Genomic DNA, 26,502 nt, shown 5'->3' on the forward strand with positions numbered 1-26,502 from the left:
TTATAATTGAGTTTCAATATAGTATTGTTTAATTATGGTTTTAAACAAAAAGCTTTTCGACCGTTTTTATCGACTTCAACAAGCAACAGACAACAACGCGATCACCTTCCTGAATTTTAAAACTCCCAAGCGCAATCATACCCACACCATTTCTAATAACCCCTCCAATAATTGCTGTGATAGGAAAATTAATAGACTTAATGGTTTTATTACAAACCGCAGAATTTGCTTTGACCTCAAACTCTAATAATTCAGCATTTAAATTACTAAGCTTGGTCATAGCCACAACTTCTCCTCGCCTTATATATCGAAATATATTGTTTGCTGCCAGTAACTTTTTATTTATTAAAGTATCTATTCCTATAGAGTGTGATAAATCAAAATAGTCCATATTTTCAACCAAAGCGATGGTTTTTTTAACGCCTTTTGATTTAGCAACTAAACATGACATGATATTCGTTTCAGAGTTTGGTCCTACAGCAATAAAGGCATCCATTTGGGCAATATTTTCCTCTTCAAGAACATCAACGTTTCTACCATCACTATTAATAACCAAGACTTTCGTTAGTTCATCTGCAATCTCAAAAGCTCGATCTCGATTACCTTCTAATAGCTTTGCATTAAAGCCTTTCTCGCTTAAGTCTCTAGCGGTTTTATATCCTATTTGGCTTCCCCCCAAAATCATGACATCCTTGATGGCTCTATTTTCTTTACCTGTTAAACGGCATAACTCATCTGCACCTCCTTCTGAAGTAATAAAAACCACTGTGTCACCACGTTTAAACTTTGTATTGCCCCTAGGGATAATGGTATATTGCGTTCCAAACCGTTGAATCGCTATCGGTACAAAATGTATTTCAGGAAAAATCTCAGCAGCCTGCTTAACTGTTTTACCAACAAAAGAAGCCGATCTTGGTAGTGTTAATCCCGCCATAGTAAGTGCACCATCTTCAAACTCATAGTTTTCATCAAATGAAGATTGTTTTAATGACAATTCAATTTCTGCTGCAGCCAATGCCTCTGGTGATATTAATTCATCAATGCCAAACTTGGTAAATCCCACTTCGTCTTTGTAATGAATAAACTCTGTATTAGATATTCTTGCTATCGTTTTTGTAGCGCCAAGTTGTTTGGCCAAAACACATACCGTTATATTAATAGATTCGCTTGAAGTAACAGCAATAAAAAGTTCACATGAGTCCACACGAGCTTCCCTTAAAATTGCAATTGAAGTAGCATCACCTTTAACCGTTCTAATATCTAAATGGGTATCTGCGTAGGCTAAACCTTTTTTATCTGGGTCTATCAGTGTGATTTCTTGCGATTCGTAAGAGAGCAATTTTGCCAAATGAAATCCTACTTCACCTGCACCAGCAATTATTATCTTCATGGTTTAAATATCATAAAAAGTACAACAAATATAGTATAAAATCAATATTGTATTACGCAATAGCGTTAATATAATTATTTAGAATCCTTATTATGTAATACTTACCTAATAGTTTATATTTGCCAAAAATTTAAAGTTTTGTCAAAAATAAAACCATACAAGGATAGCGATTTAACCAAAAAAGAACAAGTCACTAAAATGTTTGATAACATTTCAGGTGAATATGATGGTTTAAACCGCGTAATTTCTTTTGGAATAGACATTAAGTGGCGCAAAAAAGTTGTTAAACTGGTTAAAGAAAATAATCCAGATACCATTTTAGATATTGCCACGGGAACTGGTGACTTAGCTATTAATCTTAGTGAAACCAACGCCTCTAAAATTATTGGTTTAGATATAAGCAGCGGCATGCTTGAGATTGGTAAGACTAAAATCAATAAGAAAGGATTAGACTCTAAAATAGATATGATTTTAGGGGATAGTGAAAACATGCCTTTCGAGGATGATTCTTTTGATGCTATCACCGTTGCATTTGGCATAAGAAACTTTGAAAATCTTGAAAACGGACTAAAAGAAATTTTAAGAGTTCTTAAACCAGGCGGTGCTTTTGTAATACTAGAAACTTCTGTCCCTACAAAAACACCTTTTAAACAGGGCTATAAATTGTATACAAATAATATTATGCCATTTATTGGAAAAACATTTTCTAAGGATCAAAGCGCCTATGCCTATTTAAGCGAATCAGCCTCTGTTTTCCCTTATGGTGAAAACTTAAACAATATTTTACGAAAAATGGGGTTTATTAATGTTGAAGATTTTCCACAAACTTTTGGAGTGGCAACAATTTACAAATCATCTAAGTAATAATATGAACCTTTCATAACTAAAAACAATACAATACTACTTTTAAGAGCCTCAAGTAACCATTGAAAAAACTAGTAAAACACATGAAACACGTTTTAATATTAATCGCTTTTTTATTTATATCTCAAGTATCTACTGCCCAGCTCTTTCAAAAAGAAAAAGTAACCTATGATGCCAATCAAGGGCAAGGTTCTACAGATAATGACTTATTGAGGTGGGGTTATTTCCTTGGACTGAATGGCTATGATTTCAAATTCAATTATAACGAAGACTTAAGAGACATATATGTTAAGCGCGGTCCTGGATTCAATGTTGGTCTTATTGGTAACTTGCGCATTAATAAATTTATTGATTTACGATTAGAGCCGGGACTATCAATAAATACTAGAGAATTACATTATAGCCCAAGTTATTTTGATGGTCAAGATTACAAACCTTCTGACTTAGTTAGGGAAATTAAATCTACTTACATTCACATTCCTTTATTGGTTAAGGTATCTACAAAGCGTGTAAACAACTTTAAACCTTTTATAGTTGGCGGCTTTTCAACAGCATTGAATTTATCTAGTAATGAAGATAATCCTGAGGATAATGATAATGGCCAATTTAGAACAACCAGTAACCCCTTCTTTTATGAGTTAGGCTTTGGTATAGACTTCTATTTGTACAATTTTAAATTCACACCTTCCATTAGAGGAATATTTGGTATAAGTGATGAATTAGTTAGAGACGAAGACCCTAACAGTCCTTGGACCAGTAATATTGCAAGTATGAAAACACGTGGGGCCTTTCTAAACTTTACATTTCAATAGTATTGTTTTCTAGGTTCCTCTTTTAAACTCACTTAATAATATTGCGGTAGCTGTCGCTACATTCAAGCTTTCTGTCACCTGCATATCTCCAAATCGAGGTATTGATATTTTATCTGTAATCGCGGCCTCTACTTCCTTAGAAATACCATTTGCCTCATTACCCATAACTATTATCCCCGATTTTGGTAAGTTCAATTTATACACATTATCACCATCCATGAAGGCACCATAAATGGGACTTTTATTCCCTTTTAAAAACGGCACCAAATCCAGATAATTTACAGTCACTCTTGTTATAGACCCCATAGTTGCTTGAATAACTTTTGGATTATAACAATCAACAGTTTCATTAGAACAAACCAAATTTTCAATTCCAAACCAATCACAAAGTCTAATAATGGTCCCTAAATTACCCGGGTCCCTTACGGCATCTAAAACCACTATTAGTCCGTTTTCATTAATTGGTTTCAATTCTGGTTTTTTAAAAACGGCTAAAGCATTGTTTGGGCTTGTTAAAAAACTGATGCGCTTTAAATCAGATTCAGAAATTAAAACTTCATTTTTGGCATCAATATTGATTTCCTCTGTGGTGTATAAGGCATAAAGTTCCAAATTAGATTGCATTAATTCTTTAATCGTCTTAACGCCTTCAGCAACAAACAAATCATGTTTTTGTCTATATTTTTTTTGCTTTAAACTCGTTATTAATTTTATTTGACTTTTAGAAAGCATGATTAAATTTATATTTTTTATAAAGAAAAGAAAATAATAAACAGATTAGTCAGACCCTGCGAATATTTAAATATTTTTTTGGTATAATTAATGTATTTTTGACATTATAACCAATACTTAACATTTTGTTTAATTATTAAAATTACAAAACCCAAAACTAAGTATACTTTCATTTGAATAAACAACTCCTAAAAATATTAATTTTCATCATAATTGGAGCGCAATTAATTTCCTGTGATGCTGTAAAAAGAGTTGCAGACGATGAGCATTTACTTACAAAAAACGCCGTCATCATTAATAGTGAAACTGATAAAAGGGAATCCATAGAAAACTTGCTTGCTCAAAAGCCTAATAAGAAGATTGCTAGTTTCCCCTTGAGTCTTCATGTATATAATTCAGCACGACCAAATAGAGATTCTATTTTTGATGCTTGGTTAAATAAAAAGCCAAAACGAAAAGAACATCTAAAAAACTTGTATTCTCAAAAGCAAGTAGACCAAATAAGAGCTTCGGCAATAGGGTTTAACAAATGGCTAAAAAAAACAGGAGAGCCTCCTGTTATAGTTGATGAAGATAAAGCAAAGAAATCGGTTAAAAATCTTGAGGCATACCATACTAATAATGGTTGGTTTAACGCTAAAGCGGATTACAATATCACCAAAAATGATGATAAAAGAGCGGAAATAGAATACACTGTAGATACAGGAACACCTTATATTCTTGATTCTATAACGACCACAATAAAATCGCCTTCTATTCAAGCACTTTATGAAGATATAAAACAAGAAAGTTATTTAAAGGAAAATGAGCAATACAAAACCTCTGATTTTGAAAATGAGCGCGATCGAATTTCATCGAAACTAAGAAATTCTGGAATTTATCATTTTAATACGGATTATGTATCTTTTGTTATTGACACCATAGGGACTAATAAAAAAGTAAATGTAAATCTAACGATTCCCGATCGGGCAATCAGAACCCCCGACTCCTTAGAGCGAGAACCGTTTAAAGTGTTCAACATTCAAGCAGTAAATATAATAACTGATTACTCTTTTGAAAATAGCAGTAAACCTTTTCAAGACTCAGTCTCTTATGACGGCTATAATTTATACAGCTATGGAAAAATGAGATACCGTCCAAAAACCATTACAGATGCCATATTTATAAAACCAGGAGATGTATTTAAAGAAATTGATGTTCTCCGTACTTACCGTCATTTAAAAGAACTTAAGGTCTTTAAATATCCGAATATTGAAATCACAGAACATCTTGATAATACGCTTACCCATACCATAAAGCTCTCTCCTTTAAAAAAATTCAGTTTAGGTTTAGGTGCTGATGTTTCCCAAAGTAATATACAAACTATTGGATTTTCATTTAACCCAAGTTTGCAAATGCGCAATATATTCAGAGGTGCAGAGACTTTAAGTGTTACTGCTAAGGCTGCGGTAGGTGCATCAAGAGACAAAAACAATCCTAATGATGCTTTTTTTGATATCATTGAATATGGGGTGGATTTAAGACTCACAATTCCCAGATTATTTACTCCTTTTTATACTAAGCATATCATTCCGAAATACATGTCGCCCACAACCCAAATTGGACTGGCAACTACAAGTCAAACCAATATTGGACTGGACAAACAAACTTTTATTGGGTCGTTAAATTATAACTGGCTACCCACTGAAGAATTGAATAATCGAATTAACCTCATTAACATTGAGTATGTCCGAAATTTAAATCCTGACAATTATTTTGGAGTATATCAAACATCCTATAACTCCTTAAATAAAATTGCCCAAGATGTTGGATATATTGATCCCGACGAAAACTTAGGTATTCCAGAAGAAGCAGATGAATTTATTGATTACGCCTTGGGCCCTCCTCCTGCTCCAGAATTATCAGAAGACCAATTAAATGAAGTAAACAGTATTGACGAGCGAAAAACTAGACTTACTGAAAACAACCTAATTCTTTCGTCAAGTTTCAGTTTCACTAAGGATAACAGAACGAACTTGTTTGATGAAGATTTTTCTATTTTCAGATTTAAATTTGAAGGAGCAGGAAATTTATTATATGCTGCCTCAGACCTTTTAGGTCTGGAAAAAGATGCTAGTGGACGTTACACGCTTTTTAATGTGGCATACTCTCAATATTTAAAAACGGAATTGGATTATGTGAAACACTGGGATTTGGGCAAAAAAAATGTCATAGCCATAAGAGGCTTTTTTGGTATTGCTATTCCCTATGGAAACTCAAACAGTATACCTTTTGCTAAAAGTTTCTTTGCTGGAGGCCCCAATGATAATAGAGCTTGGTCTGCCTATAGCTTAGGTCCCGGTAGTTCAAAAACCAGAGATGAATTCAATGAAGCCAATCTTAAAATTGCATTTAGTGCAGAACAGCGATTCAATATTTTCGAGAAATTAAATGGCGCCGTGTTTGTTGATGTTGGTAATATCTGGAACGTTCTTGATAATGTAACAGACCCAAATGCCACCTTTACAGGGTTAAGTTCTCTTAAAGACATAGCCGTAGGATCTGGAATTGGTTTGCGTTATGACTTTAGTTATTTTGTCTTTAGATTAGATGTTGGTTTTAAAACCTATGACCCTTCATATCAAGAAAAAAACAGGTGGTTTAATGATTATAATTTCTCTAACGCAGTATATAACATTGGTATAAACTACCCATTTTGAGCAAGATATCTTTACTATAATACTATAACGTTTTAGTGTTTTTTAACTAATTCACGCTTCAAAACGCCTGTAAATTCCTTAAAATTTGATTACTTTTGATTTCTAATAATTAGAAATTAATTTAAATTAAAAAAATGGGACATAACATAAAACCTGGAGTAGCTACAGGACAAGAGGTTCAAGCTATATTTAATCATGCCAAAGCTAACAACTATGCACTTCCTGCTGTAAACGTTATTGGCTCAGATACTATAAATGGTGTTTTAGAAACTGCAAGAGATTTAAATGCTCCTGTTATTATTCAATTTTCTAATGGTGGTGCACAATTTAATGCAGGTAAAGGTTTAAGTAATGACGGCCAAAAAGCCGCAATTACTGGAGCAATTGCTGGAGCAAAACATGTTCACACTTTAGCTGAAGCATATGGCGTGCCTGTTATTTTACATACAGATCACTGTGCTAAAAAACTTCTACCTTGGATTGGCGGGTTATTAGACGCTAGTGAGAAGCACTTTGCTGAAACTGGAAAATCGTTATTCAGTTCTCACATGATTGACTTATCTGAAGAGCCTATTGAAGAAAACATTGCTATCTGTAAAACCTATTTAGAGCGCATGAGCAAAATGGGAATGACTTTAGAAATTGAGCTTGGTATTACTGGTGGTGAAGAAGATGGTGTTGATAATACAGATGTTGATGACTCAAAATTATACACACAACCAGAGGAAGTTGCTTATGCTTATGAAGAATTAAGTAAAGTAAGTCCTCAATTTACCATTGCAGCTGCTTTTGGTAATGTACATGGTGTTTACAAACCGGGTAATGTAAAATTAACTCCAAAAATCTTAAAAAACTCTCAGGAGTTTATTACCAAGAAATACGGTGTTGAAGAAAACCATATTGACTTTGTTTTCCACGGTGGATCAGGATCTACAGTTGAAGAAATTCGTGAAGGTATTAGCTATGGTGTTATTAAAATGAACATTGATACTGATTTACAATACGCTTTCATGAGCGGTATTAGAGACTATATGGGTGAGAAATCTGAATATTTAAAGTCACAGATTGGTAACCCTGATGGTGATGATTCTCCAAATAAGAAATATTACGATCCAAGAGTTTGGTTACGTGAAGGCGAAAAAACATTTGTAACGCGTTTGAAAAAAGCGTTTGAAGACTTAAACAATGTAAATACTTTATAAACCTAAGTGTTTTTATTGTAAATATGAAAGAAAAAGACTCTGTTTAACACAGGGTCTTTTTGTTTTATCTACCTAGACAACAACACCTTAACCTCATTAAGGTAATAAAATCATAAAAGGCTGGCTCCTAAATTAAAAAAAGGTTTAATTTTGTAGTTAGGCTTAAAGGCGTCGGTTTTCAGGATGATTCTGAAAAGCTTCAATTAATGCCTCAATCTTAAACGAAAAGTTTGATTGTATTTTAATTTTAAAAACCACCTATTTAAGGTGATCAAAATAATAAATCATTATGTCTTGGTTTAAAAGAAAAACAGCAGGAATAACCACAACCACGGAAGAGAAAAAAGATACGCCAAAAGGATTATGGTATAAATCTCCAACTGGAAAAATTGTAGATACTGAAGAATTAGAAAAAAACTTTTATGTAAGTCCGGAAGATGGTTATCATGTTAGAATTGGAAGCAAAGAGTATTTTGAAATTCTTTTTGATGATAATAAATTCAAAGAACTAGACAAAAACTTAGAATCAAAAGATCCATTAAAATTTGAGGATACAAAAAAATATCCTGAGCGTTTAAAAGTTGCTCAAGATAAAACCAAACTAAAAGATGCTGTTCGTACGGCTGTTGGAAAATCAAAAGGAAAAGATTTAGTAGTTGCTTGTATGGATTTTGCTTTTATCGGCGGATCTATGGGTAGTGTTGTGGGTGAGAAAATTGCAAGAGCAGCAGATTACTCATTAAAAAACAATATACCGCTAATGGTTATTTCTAAATCAGGTGGCGCTAGAATGATGGAAGCAGCATTATCTTTAATGCAATTAGCAAAAACATCTGTAAAGTTAGCACAATTATCTGATGCCAAAATACCTTATATATCCTTATGCACAGATCCAACAACAGGAGGAACAACTGCTTCTTTTGCGATGTTAGGTGACATTAATATTAGTGAGCCTGGCGCTTTAATTGGCTTCGCAGGACCGCGTATTGTTAGAGATACCACAGGTAAAGAACTTCCTGAAGGCTTCCAAACTTCTGAATTCTTACTGGAGCACGGTTTCTTAGATTTTATAACCCTAAGAAAAGACTTAAAAGACAAAGTAAATCAATACATAGACTTAATTACTAACCAGCCTTTAAGGTCATAATTTTTATTTAGTTACTTCCCCCTAGGTACACAGAATGTTTTAATAGCCTAACATTCTAAAAAAATATAAAAATGAAAACAAAAGCCACATTATTAATTATCCTACTATTAAATGTTTTAAGTTGTGATGAAATAGACAAACTCACTGAGTTTGATGTTAGAGACAATTTTGAAAGCGTATTTAGAATTTCAGAAAGCGCAAATTCCGAAGGTCAACCAGTAAGTATAACCGAAACAGTTACCGTTGATATTTCAACCAATCAAGAAATTGCTGACAATTTAAATCTAATTCAAAGTATTGCTATTGAATCTATTACTTTTAAAATTGAAAATTTCTCTGGAAATGACAATATTACATTAAGTAATGCGTCTATAGCGTTTAACAATGAAATAATTACATTAGAAGATATTAACTTAAGCTCTGCCGAGGGTTCAGGCACTGTTTATAACATTGGAACAGCAAGTAATTACAACACCATTGCTAATATTTTAAAAAATGATCCCTCAGTTACAGCAAAAATTTCTGGTACAATAAGTGAAATACCTGTTAGTTTTGACCTAAGACTGAAAGTGGACCTTAAAGTAGTAATTGACGTAATTTAATTAAAGAAAGCGTTTCCAAAACCAAGAATAGTAATTAAGTCTGCGTAATATCTCAAACCCTTATTCTTTGGTTATATTTTAACGATACATTCTATAAAATTCACTTCTTGGAAAACAAAATTAATTAAGCCTGTTAGTTAATATCTAACGGGCTTTTTTGTTCAACGCCTTTTAAATATATTAAAAACTCACTACCTACACCTACCTCACTTTTAACTTCAACTTTACCCCCCATAGACTCAATATGGTTTTTAGTGATAAACAAACCTAAACCTATGGCATCTTTATTAGAATGGAAGGTTTTATACATGTGAAAGAGTTTCTTCCCGTATTTTTCTAAATCAATACCTACACCATTATCCTCTATTTTTAGTACAACAAATTGATCTTCATTGGTTGAAGAGATTTCTACTTTTGATTGTCTTTCTTCAGACCTATACTTTATAGCATTAGTTAAAAAATTCAATATAATACTATCTAAATAAGCAGGCACACCTTTTACTAATAACTCTTCATCAATACGGTTAATGATTGTAGTATTGGTATTTTGAGCAAGTGCTGTAACATTATAAATTGCTTTTTCAACATAACCATAAAGGTTCAATGTATGCAATTCATCATTTCCTACTTGCTTTATTTTTGCAACCTCGGTTAAATGAGAAACGGTTTCCTCTAAATTCTCAATCGCTTTTGAGAGTAATAGAAAGTTTTCATTTTCAGCGAGTAAAGTAAACTCCTCCTTCAGGAAATCTTTAATCGTTGATAAATTACCGGAGTGAGACCTTAAATTATGGGTTACTATATCTGCAAAGGCCGTGAGTCTTTCATTCTGCTCTCTTACTACAGCAAGCATAAGTTTTAGCTTATCCTGATTTAATTTTCTACTTGTTTGATCAGAGAACTGCCAAATCATTTGCCCAGGAGTACCATCCTTATTATAAATTAAGGATACAGAAATTAACACCCAAATAATCGTACCGTCCTTATGAAAATAACGTTGCATTACTCTATACCTACTTATTTTCCTTTGCATTAAACGTTCATACTTTGTGGCATGAACACCTAAGTCTTGTCTAAAAACAATATTTTGAATGTCCATATTGAACAATTCATTTCTAGTATATCCAAAGAGACTACAAATACTATCGTTTACTTTTACCCATTCGCCATCCAATGTTAAAATAACTATACCATTGTATGTATTATTGAAAATTTCTTCAAAAGAGTCATAAGTATCCGGAATACTATTATTAAGGAAACTAGATTTCATGCGGAGATAATTATAAGTTAGTTTTTAACTATAAGTATTGATCCTTGGGGAGGGTCTAGCTAAAATAACAAAAATAAATGTTTCAAGCTAAAAAATTACTATATTTGCCGCTCGAAAGAAAGGCTTTCGATTACATAACAATCATTTACAATAATATTAGCATGTATTTATCAAAAGAATCAAAAGAAGAAATGTTTGCAAAACACGGTAAAGGTAAAAACGATACCGGTTCTGCTGAAGGACAAATTGCGTTATTTACGCATAGAATTAATCACTTAACTGAACACTTAAAAAACAATCGTAAAGATTTTAATACTGAGCGTTCATTGGTAAAACTAGTAGGTAAGCGTCGTGCTTTATTGGATTACTTAACTAAGAAAGATATCTTAAGATATCGTGCCATAGTAAAAGAATTAGGATTAAGAAAATAGTCTACAACATAAAGACCACGCTAAAGCGTGGTTTTTTGTTTATACCTTTTTGTTTTTAATAGTGCATAGAGCATATAAAAAAAGGTTAGACTTATTACAATATAACTCAAGCGCAGGAGTTTAAACCGCGTAAATAGAAGAAGCTAATTATAGTTTTTCATTGGTCATACACACAACAACTACACAACACAACGACCATTGTTTAATTAAATTTAGGCATAGCTATGCTTAAATTACAAGAAAAAATTTATGATTCCAAAAGTTTTTAAAGAGGTTATTGACCTTGGTGATGGTAGAGAAATTTCTATCGAAACCGGAAAATTGGCAAAACAAGCTCACGGTAGTGTTGTTGTTCAATCTGGAAAATGTATGTTATTATGTACAGTTGTTTCCAACTACAAACAGGCCGATGTAGACTTTTTACCTTTAACGGTAGACTACAGAGAAAAATTTGCTGCTGCGGGAAGGTATCCAGGAGGTTTCTTTAAGAGAGAAGCTAGACCAAGTGACGGAGAAGTATTAACCATGCGTTTAGTTGACCGTGTTTTACGTCCATTATTCCCAAAAGATTATCATTCTGAAACTCAGGTGATGATTCAATTAATGTCTCATGATGATGATGTTATGCCAGATGCTATGGCAGGTTTAGCAGCTTCTGCGGCTATTCAATTATCTGATTTCCCGTTTGAGTGCCCAATCTCTGAAGCTAGAGTTGGTCGTGTAAATGGTGAATTCATTATTAACCCTACTAGAGCGCAATTAGAAGAGTCTGACATTGATATGATGATTGGTGCTTCTGCGGATTCGGTAATGATGGTTGAAGGTGAAATGGATGAGATTTCTGAAGAAGAAATGACTGAAGCTATTAAGTTTGCACACGAAGCTATTAAAGTACAATGTGCTGCGCAAGTAGCCTTAGCTGAAGCTTTCGGTAAAAAAGAAGTACGTGAGTACGAGCCAGAACGCGAAGATGCTGATTTAGCTCAGAAAATCCATGATATGGCATACGATAAAGTATATGCTGTAGCTCAAGCAGGTTCTGCTAAACATGAACGTAGTGCTGCTTTTGGAGAAATTAAAGAAGAAATCAAAGCATCTTTCTCTGAGGAAGAGCAAGAAGATTTTGGCGGATTAATTTCTAAATACTATTCTAAAGCTGAAAAAGCTGCGGTTAGAGATTTAACTCTAAATGAAGGTTTACGTTTAGACGGACGTAAAACAGATGAAATTAGACCAATTTGGTGTGAGGTTGATTATTTACCTTCTACTCATGGATCTTCAATCTTTACACGTGGGGAAACTCAAGCATTAGCTACTGTTACCTTAGGTACTTCTAGAGAAGCTAACCAAATAGATATGCCATCTTACGAAGGTGAAGAGCGTTTCTATTTACACTATAACTTCCCTCCTTTTTCAACGGGTGAAGCTAGACCTATTCGTGGAACATCTCGTCGTGAGGTAGGACATGGAAATTTAGCACAACGTGCTTTAAAAGGTATGGTTCCTGAAGATTGTCCTTATACAGTTCGTGTGGTTTCTGAGATTTTAGAATCTAATGGTTCTTCTTCTATGGCAACCGTTTGTGCTGGAACTATGGCTATGATGGATGCTGGTGTACAATTAAAGAAACCGGTTTCTGGAATTGCAATGGGATTAATCTCAGATGCGGAGTCTGGAAAATACGCTGTGCTTTCAGATATTTTAGGAGATGAAGATCACTTAGGAGATATGGACTTTAAGGTTACAGGTACTGCTGATGGTATTACAGCCTGTCAAATGGATATTAAAGTAAAAGGTTTAAGTTACGAGATTCTTGTAAATGCATTAAAGCAAGCCCGTGATGGCCGTTTACATATCTTAGGTAAAATTACTGAAACTATTGAAACACCTAATAATGAAGTAAAAGAACATGCGCCTACAATGATTACTAGACGTATTCCTAACGAATTTATTGGAGCTTTAATTGGTCCTGGAGGAAAAGTAATTCAAGAATTACAAAAAGAAACTGAAACAACTATCGTTATCAATGAAGATCCTGTTACTGAAGAGGGTGTTGTTGAAGTTTTAGGTGTTGGCAGTAAAGGCATAGATGCTGTTTTGGCAAAAATTGACTCGTTATTGTTTAAGCCAGAAGTTGGTAGCGTTTACGAAGTTAAAGTTATTAAAATGCTTGACTTTGGAGCTGTTGTTGAATATGTTGAAGCACCAGGAAACGAAGTATTACTTCACGTAAGTGAATTAGCATGGGAACGTACTGAAAATGTTTCTGATGTTGTTAATATGGGTGATGTATTTGATGTAAAATACTTCGGTATAGATTCTAGAACGCGTAAAGAAAAAGTATCTCGTAAAGCTATTCTACCTAAACCAGAAGGTTATGTTGCTAGACCACCAAGAGAGAACAACGACCGCGGTGGACGTGGTAGAGATAGCAGAGGTAGAGACAATCGAGGACGTGATAATCGCAATAGAGATAATCGCAGAGACGATAGAAAACCAAGAGAAGATAAAAAAGAAGATTAATTCTTAAATCTTTATAAATTTAAAGCCAATGGGTACATACTCATTGGCTTTTTTTTGATATTATTTCAATTAAAGCAAGTATTTATATTTAATATGAGAAGAATAAAATCTAAACCCAGATTATTCTCGTATAACTCATAAATCCATGCTAAAAAATGAAAACTACCTTAAGTAAACTTTCCCCTCTAGTTTCAAAAAATATAAATAATAACTCCAATTATTGGGGCACCTTTGTTATTGCTTGTACATTTTTCTTAATGATAGATGCCATCTACCTATTTTACATCTTACAAAATGACTTCTATGAATTTAATATAGAACGTGCCTCCACCATATTTGGGTTAACCTTTATGGCCATTGCTGGTGCATTAGTGCTTTTCAAGGCTTGTTTTTTTATTTATACGTTGTACAGATATTTTTGCTATAAACCGATAGCATCAGTTACAGATGACAAATTACCAACCTGTACCGTAATTGTCCCGGCTTACAATGAAGGCAAACAGGTATATGAGACACTTATGAGCTTAGCTAAGAGCGATTACCCTAATAAAAAATTACAACTATTGGCCATTGATGACGGTAGTAAGGATGACACATGGTCTTGGATAGAAGAAGCTAAAGCGGTTTTAGGTGACAGCTTATCTATTTTTAAACAACCCAAAAATAAAGGGAAACGTCATGCGCTTTATCGTGGATTCCATGAAGGTACAGGCGACCTATTCGTAACCGTTGACAGTGATTCTATAGTAGAAAAAAACACGTTAAGAAACCTTGTTAGTCCAATAGCTATAAATGAAAATTGTGGTGCGGTAGCAGGAAATATAAGAGTCTTAAATAACAAAAAAGCGTTACTTCCAAAAATGCTAGATGTAAGTTTCGTTTTAAGTTTTGAATTTGTACGTTCTGCTGAGAGCAGTCTTAATTCTGTACTATGCACGCCAGGAGCCTTAGCGGCATATCGCCGAGATGCTGTATTTGCCTGTCTTCCAGAATGGATTGATCAAAAATTTATGGGAAAACCATCCGATATAGGTGAAGATCGCGCTATGACCAACATGATATTAAAACAAGGCTACCATGTTTTATTTCAAAAAAATGCATATGCCTATACTAACGTTCCAGAAAAATACAGTGGATTGTATAAAATGTTTATTAGATGGGGCCGAAGCAATGTTCGTGAAAACATAGCCATGTCTAAATATGTATTCACCAATTTTAAAGATGAATCAAAGTTTGGTACACGTCTGCTTTTTTTAAGTCAGTCTCTAGAAATCATAATGTGTTACCCGTTTTTAATTTTTATGCTACTTTTTGTTGCTACTCACCCGTTACTGTTTATTAGTTCAACATTATTTAGTGTCTTTATTCTATCAACGTTTCCCGTCCTATTTTATGCCAAAAAATATAAACTTTCAGAATCGTTATGGGCATATACCTATAGTGTTTTATACACATTTGGATTATTTTGGATTACACCATATGCCATTGCAACGGCCAATAAAAGTGGTTGGTTAACACGTGAATTACCAAAAAATAAGACAACCAAATAGCTTCATAAGCATTCAATAAAAATAAAATAGGCATCTGGAATTATTCATACTTTTCCATCCAATCAAAATGCTTTGCAATTAAAGCTTCCTTATTGTTATTTACATAATCTATAAGAGCTTTAGAAATTGCCGACATATTTTTGGAACTTAACCATATTAAATTCCAATTCGTGACAATTGGTAAACCTTTTACAGGAATAATTTGTAGATCGCCAATAGTAATGGCATTTTTAATTCCTATTAAAGGCATAATAGAAAAGCCTAGTCCCGAAATAACTGCTTGTTTTAAAGCCTCATTAGAAGTTAATTCCATTTTTTTATAAGTCGATATTTTTTTAGAATCTATGAATTTTTCCATGGCTAAGCGTGTGGCAGAACCTTGCTCTCTATAAATAAGAGGTAACTTTTGAAATTCAGATTTTGATAAATTTTTCCCCTTATGCTTATATTGCTTTCCGCCTACCATGTATAGCTCATTTCTCATAAGCTCTATTCTGTTAATTTTCAATTTATTGGGTATCGTAGAAACCATCGCAAAATCAATCTCATTATTCTCTAAAGCCTTTATAACAACAGCCTTGTTGGTAACATCCATAATGAGGTCCACGCCTCTGTTTTCATTAATAAAATCCGAAATAATAAAGGGCATAACATATTTTGCTGTTGAAACTATCGCAATTTTTAATTTTCCTGCCAGTTCCCCTTGGTATGATAACGCCTTATAATCTATGGCCTTTACTTCATCCATTATTTTTTGTCCTGCCACAACGACTTCTTCTCCAAATTCGGTGATATAAATACGCCTTCCAACCAATTCAAAAAGAGGAATTTTAAATTGTTCTTGAAACTTTTTTAACTGTATTGAAACAGCCGGCTGAGTTAAATAAAGAGCTTCCGAAGCCTTAGTAACACTTTGTAATTGAGCTACTTTTAAAAACACTTCCAACTGATGCAAGGTATAGTTCATAATATATATTTATGTATTTCATAATAAATATAAATAAAAATAAATGAAAAATATGTATAAACTTTGCATCAAACAAAAATCCATGAAAGAAAGACTTTTTACCAGCCTTAAAACAATCAATGAAATACCAATCACATTTAGTGCTGTTTTTATCTTTTCGATGTATCTGACCTTTATTTCCTTATCACTAAAAAGCAACAAGCTACTTCTAGAAGAGCTTATTTTATGCGGCGCTATAATTGGCCTAGCATTAATAAATGGACATAACAACAACCTGTAACTAATAGAATAATTGAACTTCTTATGGATTTACATTTACTAATTGACAATCTTACAAACCCTGCCCTGCTATTTTTCTTTCTCGGGTTAATAGCTGTTCAACTTAAAAGCGATTTAAAAATCCCCGAGAACTCATCTAAATTCATCTCTCTATACTTATTATTAGCCATAGGCTTTAAGGGCGGCCAAGAACTTTCTCACAGTACTTTTTCTATGGAAATAGTTTGGTCTTTAGTCTTTGGTATATTTTTAGCCTTGACCGTACCCGTATACACCTATTACATATTACGCAAAAAATTCAGCATTGACAATGCTGGGGCTATCGCAGCCTCCTACGGCTCAGTAAGCGCAGTAACCTTTATAACTACAATTGCGTTTTTAGAAATGGAACAAATACCCTTTAATGGGCATATGGTAGCTGTCATGGCATTAATGGAAGCCCCATCGATCATGATAGGCCTTTTTTTAATTATGATTTCAAAAGGCAGTCGTGGAAATTCAGATATACCCATTAAAAACGTACTTCAACACGCCCTTTTCAACGGCAGTGTTCTATTAATTATTGGGAGTTTAGTTATAGGATTTTTGGCCAGCGACGCACAAGCTGAAGGTATAAAACCATTTACTACAGATATCTTCAAAGGATTTTTAGCCGTGTTTCTACTTGACATGGGCATAACCAGCGGTAGAAAGATTTCAGATTTAATTAAGAAGGGCTGGTTCGCTCTTATATTCGCTATAATTATTCCAATTATTAATGGCACTTTAGTTGCCTTAGCCAGTGGGCTTTTTATTGAAGGTGTAGGGAACAGACTTTTATTTGCCATATTAGCAGCTAGCGCATCTTATATTGCCGTTCCGGCTGCCATGAAGATTGCAGTCCCTAAAGCAAGTCCAAGTCTTTACATCCCCATGGCATTGGCAATAACATTCCCCTTTAATATTACCCTAGGCATGCCACTTTACTTATGTATTATTCAAAATTTCTAATAACTTTAAATATAAAATCTCATGGAAACAGTACAAAAAAAATCAGAAAAACAACAATTGAAGCAACACGTTAATCTTGTAGACGGGACATTTACTTTATCAGAGGCTAGAACCATTCTTAACGGCCTTTTGGATACAAAAATAAATTTCCATAAAATTCAAAGATTATCAATTAACGAAGGCGATAGCAGTGACCCATGCACCTTTGATACCGGCAGAATAGTTGAACTTATAGATTCAAAACAAGACACTAAAACATTCTTAGCCGATGCAAATTTAAAAGGAAAAAAATTAAGAATTGAAAGTACCGTTACAATAAACGTTATTGATTAATTTCGCTTTCTTAATATATTAAACCCCATCAATTGTAATGAAATGATGGGGTTTAAATCTTTTATTGCCGTTAAAACTTACCTCTCGGTATAAGTTTAAAAAAACACACCAATTTTGATTTCTTTTCTAAAACAACAAAAAAATTGTCAAATTATTTTTGAAAAGCCGACTATTTATTTATGCTAATTTCAATAGAATAACAGAAAAACTTAATCACACCTAATCAATTAATTGGTCACTTGGCACTAGGATTATTACATATCTAGTAATCCAAATCGAGTCGCAGGAACATGTTAAATGGAAACCAACATAAGCATAGCCTGGACTAAATTAGCATCCTTATCTTTAGATTCCGTTAATTACAAACGCTTTAAATAATTGCCACTGGTCCAAATCGCCGTTTATAATAAATATATCACTATTCTTAAAAATCGTGCTAATTCCTCCTGCAACAGCGCCTAATGAAGCCCCTGCTGTCACATCCATTATCACATAATCTGATTTAGAAAAGGAAAAAGAGAGCATTCCAACCTCATCATCACTTTCTCGGTTAGCAAGGCCATGAACTAGGCCTAATCCAGCACCAATTAAAGCGCCTTTAAAAACATTATGACCTCCCGACTTCTTAGTTTTAATTAGCCCAATATTTCTCATGAAAAAACTTTGATACACTTTAGAAGAACGCTTTAAACCAATTACACTATCGTTGATAAAGGCAATTCTACCTTTAGCAATTTTATTTCCTTCCAAATCATAAACTCTAACAAACATGTTCTTAATAGTTTCAGATTTCTGAGCCATGCTCAAATATGAATTTAGGAATAGAGAAAACATCAAAATAAAGGCGACAACTTTCATATATATGGAACTTTTAATTAATAGCTACCCATAAAGCTATGGTGTAACTAAATATTAATTATCCAAAAATATCTTGTGAATAGAATTTAGGACGTCCAACGATTATTTCGGACGCCGTTGTGGTTTAATATTTACCTCTAAATGCAGACGGAGTTTCGGAAGTAAATTTTTTAAAAGCGGCATAAAATGTAGATTTTGAGTTAAAACCACATTCTAATCCTATAGCTACTATAGTATAATCCTTAAAATCACTATTAGAAAGAAACTTCTTGGCTTGCTCGACCCTTAATCCATTTATAAAATCAGAGAAATTATAATCACTATAAGAATTTATTAATTTTGATAAATAACTTTTACTCATGCCAAAATCAGCAGCTAATACCTCCATACTTAATAAAGGATCGAGATATAACTTCGCTTGAATTATATGGGCTCTTACCTTATCAAAATCTTGTTGATGTTTGTCATTAAAGAAATCGTCCTCAGCATGAAAACGGCCTTCTAAATTCTGAGAACCAATAAGCACTTTATCTGTTTGTATTGAACTTCGTAAAACAATTCTATCTCTTAAAACATTGTACTTATAGAACCCTTGATACCCCATCCAATATAAAACTATAGAAGAACTAAGATTTAAAAACTTATAGGCATCATTATTACCTGTTAGCATTTTGACGCCAACAGCAATGGCCCAAAAACCAATAACCATTACCCCCATTCTAATAAACCATTTAATCCAATTTAAATCATCATAAGACAATATGTACGTAATTAAATGATCTCTTTTAAAGATTAGCAAACAGGCCTTTACAAAAAGAAAAATGCTAAATACTAAATTGAAAATTTCTTCAAATATGGTGTAGTTTTCAATTATTGAAGTGTTTCTATCTGGAACATTAAAATATACAAATGCAATTAAGGCGAACCTAACTAGCATTTCAATAACGAAAACTAGTCTTGAAAATTTCAAGAAATCCCTAACCTTATTCTGAACTTGTACAAAGTGCGTTGCAAAGGCATAAAACATAGGTAAAATAAAAACATACCAGGGCACTAGTAATTGTTGTATCACAAACAAATCTGAAACATAGCCATTATCTATTAACCACCGCTGAAGATTATTTAATGAGATAAAAAGAACTGTGAGGTTTAAAAAAATTATAACTCTATCACATTTTTTTTTCACAAAAGTCGTCACAAGATTAAATCCAAAACCTTGTATCACACCTGCAATTAAAAAAAAGTTGATAATTGAAGTCAAAATCGTCAGTAAAATTTTACTAAATATAAGAAATTCAACAATTTAGTACTATTTCTGAAAATAAAAATCCTCCACCTAAATCAAAAAAAACAATTAAACCACCAAGATCACCTAAATACATACTTCATTAAAGAATGTGGTATATGCAATCCACAATTTCTTTTGTACTTGTTTTGATACCTCTTGAGTATACAACCAAGGCGTTCTTAATGATGCCAAAGTAAACTCAATGCTCATTAATTACCAGTAAATAACAGGAACATAAATGCACCATAACCAATAACTAGAACAAATCCTTTCCATCTACTTATTTCTAATTTCTTTGGCAAAAGAACTAGGGGAATTAAGACTGCCGCAAAAGCTAACATCCAGAAGATATCATTTGAAAGTATGCTGCCCTCGGTAACGGGGATAGGCTTTACCAAGGCTGTCAAGCCAAGTACGGAACCAATATTAAAAATATTACTACCTATTAAGTTCCCTAAAGAAATAGCTTTTTCTTGCTTAGCCGCAGCAATAACTGAAGCTGCTAGTTCTGGTACACTAGTACCAATTGCTATTAAAGATACGCCAATTACAGCCTCACTAACCCCTATTGCCCTTGCGATATCTTTTGAACCCGCAACGAGCCACTCACTGCCAAAATAAAGCGAGGCCGCACCAATAAGTAGCCACAAGCCAATCTTAAAATTTGAAACAATAGCCAAAGCATCATCTACCTCTTCTACAACAACATCCTTTTTAGCCTTCTTAATAAGTACGAATAGAAAAGTTATTAGACCAACAAATAAAACGCCCCCCTCTAAAACAGATAATACATCATCATTTTTTAGGAAATAATACAATGCTATTGAAAACACCATCATTACTGGCCAATTAAGTTTATAGAATGACTGATCAACCAATATTGACCCTACCATAGCAGTAATACCTAGCACCAGGCCTATATTGGCAATATTAGAACCAATTACGTTATTAATAGCAATAGCTGGCGAACCTGAAAACGCAGCTTGAAGACTCACGAGCAATTCAGGAGCAGATGTCGCAAAAGAAACTACAGTCATCCCTATGATCATTTTGGAAATATTGAATTTAAAAGATAAGGCTACCGATGACCGTACTAAATACTCCCCACCTAAAACCAACAATATAAATCCAAGAATTACCCAAACAATACTCATAAAATATTTTTTACGAAGATAGATGAAAGTAAAAAAGTGAAAAGTGAAAAAATGAAAATTTTTAAAAACTTAAAAAATAGCCTTAGAACCAAGGCAGTATTTAATTAAATCAAGACACGACTTAATACCTTCTTTCATTTATGCTTTTACCATCATTTAAAGATTAAATCTATTAAAAACACCATTTTATGAATAAAAATCCCCTTGGATTCAAAACAACCTCCAAAAAAACCCCTTGAATTATTACATATTAAAACAATAAAAGCTAATTAGTATTTCATTTTAAAACACAAATCAAGACAACAACATTACATATGTAACACAAATCATCTTTTTACTTACACATCAGCATTCAAATTCATAGATTTTATACTATTCATTTGGCGGACATATGGCAAAATATATATCTTAAAAAAATAGTGCTATAAACAACCTAATTATTAACCTTTAATACCTGAAAAAAATGATAACGCTTGCCAAACTTGTAATTGATGTAATACTTTTTATTATATCATTCATCTAACCCATAAAAATGTAAAACTTCGTCTAGAATGAGTTTTATAATTTTTTACAAACCTAAAAGCAAGTATTAAACTTTTCAGAGTAGACTCCAAGGAAAACTTCATAATAGAATATTTCCCTTTTAGGGTTAGTACAACTTTACTCAAATAATTTTATTCACCTAAAAACATATGACTATGCTAACAATTCTCGGAATTTCATTAATTATTATTGGACTATTATCCTTCATTTTAAAACTTGTCCTTAAACCAAATAAACTTATAGATTGGTTTAATAAAAAACGTAGTTTACAAATCACCATTATAGGCTTAATTATGAGTGCATTTACAGGCATGTTCTTTTACGCCGATGCCGGAACTGCTTATGCAGTACAATACGTAACCGGAGGAGACAAAATGATAACCACACAAGGCGTAAAATTAAAATGGTGGGGAAGAATTATTCCTTTGTCCTATGAAACTTCTATAAAAGATATTATTACCGCTCCAAAGGAAGAACTTCCAAGAAACGGACAAGGTATTTACAATAGAAAAGCCCAAAAATGGGAGTTTAGTGATGCCATTAAGGCTGAAATAAGTACCTCTGTAATTGTGGGTGTCAACATAAATGACGAGGCGGTATTTCTTAACATGGCCGACAGAAATCGCAGCGAAGCTAAACTCATATATGGAAGAGTTCTACCCAACATAGATGCTGCAATAAAAAACACTTGTAAATTAATGGATGCACAAGATTATATCTCTGGTCAGGCCTCTGATTTTGATAGATACTTTAGAGACCAACTTGAAAATGGTATGTATCAAGTAGAATTATACTATGAATCTGATAATAACAACGAAATTGTTGGAGATACTTCAACCGTAAGACAAATAAAAATTGGAAAATCCAGTAAACAAAAAAAGTTTAGAATAAAAAGAGATTCAAGTGGTGAAATAATAAGAGATAACTCGAACACATTGAAACAATACGGATTAAAGATTTATCAAGCCCAGGTCACGGGAATCGATTGGGAAGAATCATTTGATAAAAGACTAGATCTTCAAAAAAATGAAGTCGCTCAAACTCAATTAGAAAAACAACAAGCAGAACGCGAATATTATAGAGCAAAAAAAGAAGTTGCCAAAGGTGAGTCTGAAAAAGCTAAAGAAAGAGCACGATTAGAAAAAATTCAAATTCAACAAACTATTGAAGCGGAAACTCAAGCCAAAGTTGCCGGATTTAATTTAATAAAGGAAAAAAAGCAATTTGAAGTCGAGCAGTTCAAAGCTAAAAGTAAAAAAGTAGCCGCTGATGCGCAATACTATGAAAATGCGAAATTAGTAAGTGCTGGTTTAACCCCTCAGGAAAAAGCGGAGTGGAATTATAAAACAACCGTTGGTGTGGCGCAACAACTTAAAGATTTAAGTCTGCCTCAAACCTATATTGACGGTGGAACAAATGGAAGTAATGGCAATTTATTACAATCATTAATTGGTGCAGATTTAGCTAAGAAAATGATGAATAATGGAGTAAAAGAATAATAAAAGAATACGCTCCAATAGTGCTTTATCTATTCTAAACAAAAATCAATTATATAGAAACCAGAGCCTAAAAGACTCTGGTTTCTATTTTTAATTGTTTATTATTCCATAAATTTGATATATAGATTTTAAAATCATGCAAAAAAAGCTATTCAAAATATTGGCTAGACTTAATAAGGTATTACTACCAATTTACAGCAAAAAACAATTGGACTTAGCTAAAGCTAGTAAAATACAAATGGCCATTATAGGCTGGAAGTGGTATGTTACTAAAAATGCTCTAGACTAGTTAATTTAGTAAACATATAGCCTTACAAACATGCCATAAAATCTAACTTAGGTCTTCTAAAAGCGATAACCAACACCCACCACTAAAGAATAGGTTGCGTACTCTTGTTTATAATCCCAATAAGCACCGGCCATTAATCCCCATGGCCCATTTAATTCATGGATAAATTCGCCACCAAGTCTTGTTACAAATAGATTTTCGTTTTTTTCTAATTCAATGCCTAGACCTGCCATTACCTTAAAAAAGCTGAAGAGTTCATAAGAAGCACCACCCAGAACCATAAAAGCATTTTCCCTATTAAGCTCTTTTGAAAGCACTAAATATTTACCTAACTCAAAATCGAGCATTAAAATTAATTCCCATCGCTCACTAATTTCTCTTGAATAATCAAAACCTATAGCAGGCACAAATACATCTCCAGAAGCCTCTGAATGCAGTTCTGAGCTTCCTGGTATATGTGTGTATCCAAAATTTAATAAAAATGAATTCTTTAGTTCTGGTTCCTCAGATCGCGTTTCTTGAGCCATTAGATTTAGGTTTCCCAATAGAATCAAAACCATCACTTTTGATAATAATTTGAACGTCGTATTCATAGTTTTCTTTTTATAATTACTCAAAGTTAAAGTTTTCAATGATTCCCAAAGTGATTCTTTATAAAATTTCATATAAAATTATTCGTCCTTGGTTCTTTTATAAATTCTTAACAACAGGAACTCTATAAAAAGGTCATCATTAAGATCTCGCAAAATAGTAGTGTATTATAATAATTTTAAGATATTTGTAAGCAACTCATCAATAACCACTTATATTTTATAAAACTTCATGAATTTAAAAACATCCAACCTCATTATTGTAATATGCTTTATTTTAGGTGTGTCAGAATTATTATATGCCCAGAATATAAAAGGTGAATTAAAAAAATGGCATAAAGTAACCCTAGAGTTTGAAGGTCCTTTAACCGCTGAAGATGCAGAAAACAACCCTTTTCTTAATTATAAACTTGATGTTACATTTACACATAAAAAATCAGGTAAAACTTATGTTATTCCCGGATATTACGCCGCAGATGGCAGGGCCGCAAATTCAAGTGCCAGCTCAGGGAATATTTGGAAAGTACATTTTGCGCCAGATGAAATTGGACATTGGGAGTACGCCGTGAAGTTTGTAAAAGGAAAATGGGCATCAATAAGAGTTTCTAATAAATTAAAGTCGGCCAACTATATGGATCAAATGACGGGTTCAATTAACATTGAGCAGACTGATAAAGTAGGAAGAGATTTCAGGGGAAAAGGGCGTTTGCAATATGTTGGAGAACGTTATTTAAAATTTGAAGAAAACGGCGAGTACTTTCTTAAATGTGGATCTGATGCTCCAGAAAATTTTCTTGCCTATGAAGATTTTGATGGCACTTTCCACAATGACGGTTATAAAGACGATTTGGTGAAAACTTGGGAAGCCCACTTACAAGATTGGAAAAAAAATGACCCCAGTTGGAAAAATGGTAAAGGAAAAGCTATTATAGGCGCTATTAATTATTTATCCTCAAAGGGTATGAATGCCTTCTCTTTTATAACTATGAATATAGAAGGAGATGACAAAAACGTTTTTCCATATGTTGATTATAATACCTATGATCGGTTTGACACCTCAAAACTAGATCAGTGGGAAATATTATTTGAGCACGCCGACAAACTTGGTATGTTTCTTCATTTCAAAACACTAGAGGCCGAAAATCAAGGTTTACTGGATCATGGTGGTACGGGACTTTACACCAAACTATATTACAGAGAACTTATTGCTCGTTTTGGACATCATTTAGCCCTTAACTGGAATCTTTGTGAAGAAACTGGCGACTGGCAAAACCCACCTAAAACATTTCCGGTAGATGTTCAAGGACGATTAACCCTTGCGAATTATGTATCCTCCATTGATCCCTACAAGCATCATATCGTTATTCATAATGGCAATTGGTTTACCGGCCTATATGGTGTTGATAGTAAATTTACAGGGGCTTCACTGCAAACCAATAGAGCTGATTTTGCAAATGTGCATAAGCAAGTATTAAGAATATTCGACGAGGCCAATAGCGAAGGGAGTACTTGGGCAGTGGCATGTGATGAACCTGGTGATGCCCAACATGCCTTATTACCCGATTCTGAAAATCCTGAACATGATAATGCTCGTAAAAATGGATTATGGGGAGCTATGATGGCTGGCGCATGGGGAACAGAATGGTATTTTGGATATAAACACGCACATTCAGATTTAACCTGTCAAGACTTTAGATCTCGTGACCTTTTCTGGGAGCAGGGAAAAATATGTCTCGATTTTTTCAAGAATAACAATATAGAATACTGGAATATGAACTCTAATGACACTCTCATTTCATCTGATGGTGACTTTGTCCTAGCCGATGCAGGGAAAAGTTATGTGGTATTCCTTAAAAATGGCGGTGAATCTACCTTAGACTTAGGTAGCAACAAGGGTACTTATGATGTTTTATGGTATAACCCTAGAACTGGCGGTAAACTTCAGCATGGCTCTATAAAAACCATAAGTCATAATGGTAACGGTAAACCTTCGCTAGGTGAAGCTCCTTCCCAAAAAAACATGGATTGGGTTGTGTATTTAAACAAAATTGAATGAGGTTTAACTACGCCTATTTATTTTAAGGGCTAAAGGCTTAGTCGTTTTGGCAGCATACAACCAACTATACAGCTAGCTTTAGGCTTCTTAAAGACATCTAAACACTAGTCATTGATAACAATTTGAACTTATTCGTAACACATTTCATGTAAACCAACAAATAATAAATTGTACACATTAAAAGTACCTTTTTCTATCATTTCAAATGGAATAATTAAGGTAACAGAAAAACAAACTGTGACAAATGAATAATTATTAAAAATTAGGATAGGGAATAAATAAAAAGGTTCATGCATCATTTAAACACATGAACCTCTTAAATTCTCCCTTAAGAACTTAATTAATAGCTCTTTAAATGTAATCATTTTTTAAATACTATTGATTAAATTATCCCTTTTTTTTTATCTAAAACCAAGAATTCTGTTTTTTCTACT

The 26,502-nt window shown here is 33.3% G+C and carries 24 protein-coding genes; 15 read left to right on the plus strand and 9 right to left on the minus strand.

Annotation, left to right across the window (positions count from 1 at the left end; genetic code table 11):
• Positions 1-40: 40 nt before the first annotated feature.
• Positions 41-1,390, minus strand: a complete 1,350-nt coding sequence (gene trkA / locus IE051_RS06685) for a Trk system potassium transporter TrkA (protein WP_189360020.1) — start codon at positions 1,388-1,390, stop codon at positions 41-43.
• A 138-nt stretch (positions 1,391-1,528) separates the two neighbouring features.
• Between trkA and ubiE the strand changes: the two genes are divergently transcribed.
• On the plus strand, positions 1,529-2,254 hold the full coding sequence (ubiE, locus tag IE051_RS06690; RefSeq protein WP_189360021.1) for a bifunctional demethylmenaquinone methyltransferase/2-methoxy-6-polyprenyl-1,4-benzoquinol methylase UbiE: 726 nt from the start codon (positions 1,529-1,531) through the stop codon (positions 2,252-2,254).
• Between the two features lie 83 nt (positions 2,255-2,337).
• A complete protein-coding gene (gene porT / locus IE051_RS06695; protein WP_189360022.1) occupies positions 2,338-3,066 on the plus strand; it encodes a type IX secretion/gliding motility protein PorT/SprT in 729 nt (242 codons plus the stop codon).
• 9 nt (positions 3,067-3,075) lie between these two features.
• Here the strand turns inward: porT and IE051_RS06700 are convergent, their stop codons facing one another.
• A complete protein-coding gene (locus IE051_RS06700; protein WP_189360023.1) occupies positions 3,076-3,798 on the minus strand; it encodes a TrmH family RNA methyltransferase in 723 nt (240 codons plus the stop codon).
• Positions 3,799-3,971: 173 nt separating this feature from the next.
• On the opposite strand from IE051_RS06700, the gene tamL reads away from it, so the two are divergent.
• The 4 genes from tamL to IE051_RS06720 all read left to right on the plus strand — a co-directional run bounded on the left by tamL (position 3,972) and on the right by IE051_RS06720 (position 9,448).
• Positions 3,972-6,497 (plus strand): translocation and assembly module lipoprotein TamL, encoded by a 2,526-nt coding sequence (gene tamL, locus IE051_RS06705; RefSeq protein WP_189360024.1) that lies wholly within the window; start codon positions 3,972-3,974, stop codon positions 6,495-6,497.
• Between the two features lie 134 nt (positions 6,498-6,631).
• On the plus strand, positions 6,632-7,699 hold the full coding sequence (gene fbaA / locus IE051_RS06710; RefSeq protein WP_189360025.1) for a class II fructose-bisphosphate aldolase: 1,068 nt from the start codon (positions 6,632-6,634) through the stop codon (positions 7,697-7,699).
• A 289-nt stretch (positions 7,700-7,988) separates the two neighbouring features.
• On the plus strand, positions 7,989-8,846 hold the full coding sequence (gene accD / locus IE051_RS06715; protein WP_189360026.1) for an acetyl-CoA carboxylase, carboxyltransferase subunit beta: 858 nt from the start codon (positions 7,989-7,991) through the stop codon (positions 8,844-8,846).
• A gap of 71 nt (positions 8,847-8,917) precedes the next feature.
• The gene (locus IE051_RS06720) at positions 8,918-9,448 is read left to right on the plus strand and encodes a hypothetical protein (RefSeq protein ID WP_189360027.1); all 531 of its coding nucleotides are present in this window, start codon (positions 8,918-8,920) and stop codon (positions 9,446-9,448) included.
• A 133-nt stretch (positions 9,449-9,581) separates the two neighbouring features.
• Here IE051_RS06720 and IE051_RS06725 read toward each other — a convergent pair whose 3' ends face one another.
• Positions 9,582-10,718 (minus strand): PAS domain-containing sensor histidine kinase, encoded by a 1,137-nt coding sequence (locus tag IE051_RS06725; protein ID WP_189360028.1) that lies wholly within the window; start codon positions 10,716-10,718, stop codon positions 9,582-9,584.
• Between the two features lie 161 nt (positions 10,719-10,879).
• Here IE051_RS06725 and rpsO point away from each other — a divergent pair, with 161 nt between their 5' ends.
• From rpsO to IE051_RS06740, 3 genes are all read left to right on the plus strand, one after another.
• On the plus strand, positions 10,880-11,149 hold the full coding sequence (gene rpsO, locus IE051_RS06730) for a 30S ribosomal protein S15 (RefSeq protein WP_189360392.1): 270 nt from the start codon (positions 10,880-10,882) through the stop codon (positions 11,147-11,149).
• 249 nt (positions 11,150-11,398) lie between these two features.
• The gene (locus tag IE051_RS06735; protein WP_189360029.1) at positions 11,399-13,672 is read left to right on the plus strand and encodes a polyribonucleotide nucleotidyltransferase; all 2,274 of its coding nucleotides are present in this window, start codon (positions 11,399-11,401) and stop codon (positions 13,670-13,672) included.
• A gap of 155 nt (positions 13,673-13,827) precedes the next feature.
• Positions 13,828-15,222: a glycosyltransferase family 2 protein gene (locus IE051_RS06740; protein ID WP_189360030.1), complete on the plus strand. Its 1,395-nt coding sequence runs from the start codon at positions 13,828-13,830 to the stop codon at positions 15,220-15,222.
• A gap of 40 nt (positions 15,223-15,262) precedes the next feature.
• Here the strand turns inward: IE051_RS06740 and IE051_RS06745 are convergent, their stop codons facing one another.
• Positions 15,263-16,189, minus strand: a complete 927-nt coding sequence (locus IE051_RS06745) for a LysR family transcriptional regulator (protein WP_189360031.1) — start codon at positions 16,187-16,189, stop codon at positions 15,263-15,265.
• Between the two features lie 82 nt (positions 16,190-16,271).
• Here IE051_RS06745 and IE051_RS06750 point away from each other — a divergent pair, with 82 nt between their 5' ends.
• Genes IE051_RS06750 through IE051_RS06760 form a run of 3 tightly spaced genes read left to right on the plus strand, consistent with a single transcriptional unit; the run spans position 16,272 to position 17,791 of the window.
• A complete protein-coding gene (locus IE051_RS06750; protein ID WP_189360032.1) occupies positions 16,272-16,469 on the plus strand; it encodes a hypothetical protein in 198 nt (65 codons plus the stop codon).
• A 23-nt stretch (positions 16,470-16,492) separates the two neighbouring features.
• Positions 16,493-17,458: a sodium-dependent bicarbonate transport family permease gene (locus IE051_RS06755; protein WP_189360033.1), complete on the plus strand. Its 966-nt coding sequence runs from the start codon at positions 16,493-16,495 to the stop codon at positions 17,456-17,458.
• Positions 17,459-17,479: 21 nt separating this feature from the next.
• Entirely contained in the window at positions 17,480-17,791 is a 312-nt protein-coding gene (locus IE051_RS06760; RefSeq protein WP_189360034.1) for a hypothetical protein, read from the plus strand.
• A gap of 345 nt (positions 17,792-18,136) precedes the next feature.
• On the opposite strand, the gene IE051_RS06765 is transcribed toward IE051_RS06760, so the two are convergent.
• The 4 genes from IE051_RS06765 to IE051_RS06775 all read right to left on the minus strand — a co-directional run bounded on the left by IE051_RS06765 (position 18,137) and on the right by IE051_RS06775 (position 21,091).
• The gene (locus IE051_RS06765; protein ID WP_189360035.1) at positions 18,137-18,649 is read right to left on the minus strand and encodes a hypothetical protein; all 513 of its coding nucleotides are present in this window, start codon (positions 18,647-18,649) and stop codon (positions 18,137-18,139) included.
• Positions 18,650-18,773: 124 nt separating this feature from the next.
• Positions 18,774-19,910, minus strand: a complete 1,137-nt coding sequence (locus IE051_RS06770; RefSeq protein WP_189360036.1) for a helix-turn-helix domain-containing protein — start codon at positions 19,908-19,910, stop codon at positions 18,774-18,776.
• 111 nt (positions 19,911-20,021) lie between these two features.
• A complete protein-coding gene (locus IE051_RS18675) occupies positions 20,022-20,147 on the minus strand; it encodes a hypothetical protein (RefSeq protein ID WP_262891387.1) in 126 nt (41 codons plus the stop codon).
• Positions 20,147-21,091, minus strand: a complete 945-nt coding sequence (locus IE051_RS06775; protein ID WP_189360037.1) for a calcium/sodium antiporter — start codon at positions 21,089-21,091, stop codon at positions 20,147-20,149. Before IE051_RS06775 ends, IE051_RS18675 begins: the two co-directional genes overlap by 1 nt.
• 698 nt (positions 21,092-21,789) lie before the next feature.
• On the opposite strand from IE051_RS06775, the gene IE051_RS06780 reads away from it, so the two are divergent.
• Both IE051_RS06780 and IE051_RS06785 read left to right on the plus strand, forming a co-directional pair.
• Positions 21,790-23,133 carry an SPFH domain-containing protein gene (locus IE051_RS06780; protein ID WP_189360038.1) on the plus strand — a complete coding sequence of 448 codons (1,344 nt, stop codon included), beginning with the start codon at positions 21,790-21,792 and terminating at the stop codon, positions 23,131-23,133.
• 136 nt (positions 23,134-23,269) lie between these two features.
• Entirely contained in the window at positions 23,270-23,422 is a 153-nt protein-coding gene (locus tag IE051_RS06785) for an SsrA-binding protein (RefSeq protein WP_189360039.1), read from the plus strand.
• A 56-nt stretch (positions 23,423-23,478) separates the two neighbouring features.
• Here IE051_RS06785 and IE051_RS06790 read toward each other — a convergent pair whose 3' ends face one another.
• Complete coding sequence (locus IE051_RS06790; protein ID WP_189360040.1) at positions 23,479-24,015, minus strand: hypothetical protein; 537 nt, start codon at positions 24,013-24,015, stop codon at positions 23,479-23,481.
• A gap of 229 nt (positions 24,016-24,244) precedes the next feature.
• On the opposite strand from IE051_RS06790, the gene IE051_RS06795 reads away from it, so the two are divergent.
• The gene (locus tag IE051_RS06795; protein WP_189360041.1) at positions 24,245-26,068 is read left to right on the plus strand and encodes a DUF5060 domain-containing protein; all 1,824 of its coding nucleotides are present in this window, start codon (positions 24,245-24,247) and stop codon (positions 26,066-26,068) included.
• Positions 26,069-26,502: the final 434 nt, after the last annotated feature.

Origin of the sequence: Algibacter mikhailovii (genome assembly GCF_014651495.1) — a bacterium.
GTDB lineage: Bacteria > Bacteroidota > Bacteroidia > Flavobacteriales > Flavobacteriaceae > Algibacter_E > Algibacter_E mikhailovii.

Bases quoted from the DNA above. Each gene is read 5' to 3' on its own strand.
- rpsO (WP_189360392.1), top strand. From the start codon at position 10,880: ATGTATTTATCAAAAGAATCAAAAGAAGAAATGTTTGCAAAACACGGT.
- IE051_RS06735 (WP_189360029.1), top strand. From the start codon at position 11,399: ATGATTCCAAAAGTTTTTAAAGAGGTTATTGACCTTGGTGATGGTAGA.
- IE051_RS06755 (WP_189360033.1), top strand. From the start codon at position 16,493: ATGGATTTACATTTACTAATTGACAATCTTACAAACCCTGCCCTGCTA.
- accD (WP_189360026.1), top strand. From the start codon at position 7,989: ATGTCTTGGTTTAAAAGAAAAACAGCAGGAATAACCACAACCACGGAA.
- IE051_RS06745 (WP_189360031.1), bottom strand. From the start codon at position 16,189: ATGAACTATACCTTGCATCAGTTGGAAGTGTTTTTAAAAGTAGCTCAA.
- porT (WP_189360022.1), top strand. From the start codon at position 2,338: ATGAAACACGTTTTAATATTAATCGCTTTTTTATTTATATCTCAAGTA.
- IE051_RS06750 (WP_189360032.1), top strand. From the start codon at position 16,272: ATGAAAGAAAGACTTTTTACCAGCCTTAAAACAATCAATGAAATACCA.
- fbaA (WP_189360025.1), top strand. From the start codon at position 6,632: ATGGGACATAACATAAAACCTGGAGTAGCTACAGGACAAGAGGTTCAA.
- IE051_RS06765 (WP_189360035.1), bottom strand. From the start codon at position 18,649: ATGAAAGTTGTCGCCTTTATTTTGATGTTTTCTCTATTCCTAAATTCA.
- IE051_RS06760 (WP_189360034.1), top strand. From the start codon at position 17,480: ATGGAAACAGTACAAAAAAAATCAGAAAAACAACAATTGAAGCAACAC.
- IE051_RS06700 (WP_189360023.1), bottom strand. From the start codon at position 3,798: ATGCTTTCTAAAAGTCAAATAAAATTAATAACGAGTTTAAAGCAAAAA.
- IE051_RS06725 (WP_189360028.1), bottom strand. From the start codon at position 10,718: ATGAAATCTAGTTTCCTTAATAATAGTATTCCGGATACTTATGACTCT.
- IE051_RS06775 (WP_189360037.1), bottom strand. From the start codon at position 21,091: ATGAGTATTGTTTGGGTAATTCTTGGATTTATATTGTTGGTTTTAGGT.
- IE051_RS06785 (WP_189360039.1), top strand. From the start codon at position 23,270: ATGCAAAAAAAGCTATTCAAAATATTGGCTAGACTTAATAAGGTATTA.
- IE051_RS06790 (WP_189360040.1), bottom strand. From the start codon at position 24,015: ATGAATACGACGTTCAAATTATTATCAAAAGTGATGGTTTTGATTCTA.
- IE051_RS06740 (WP_189360030.1), top strand. From the start codon at position 13,828: ATGAAAACTACCTTAAGTAAACTTTCCCCTCTAGTTTCAAAAAATATA.
- trkA (WP_189360020.1), bottom strand. From the start codon at position 1,390: ATGAAGATAATAATTGCTGGTGCAGGTGAAGTAGGATTTCATTTGGCA.
- IE051_RS18675 (WP_262891387.1), bottom strand. From the start codon at position 20,147: ATGAGCATTGAGTTTACTTTGGCATCATTAAGAACGCCTTGGTTGTAT.
- IE051_RS06795 (WP_189360041.1), top strand. From the start codon at position 24,245: ATGAATTTAAAAACATCCAACCTCATTATTGTAATATGCTTTATTTTA.
- IE051_RS06720 (WP_189360027.1), top strand. From the start codon at position 8,918: ATGAAAACAAAAGCCACATTATTAATTATCCTACTATTAAATGTTTTA.
- IE051_RS06780 (WP_189360038.1), top strand. From the start codon at position 21,790: ATGCTAACAATTCTCGGAATTTCATTAATTATTATTGGACTATTATCC.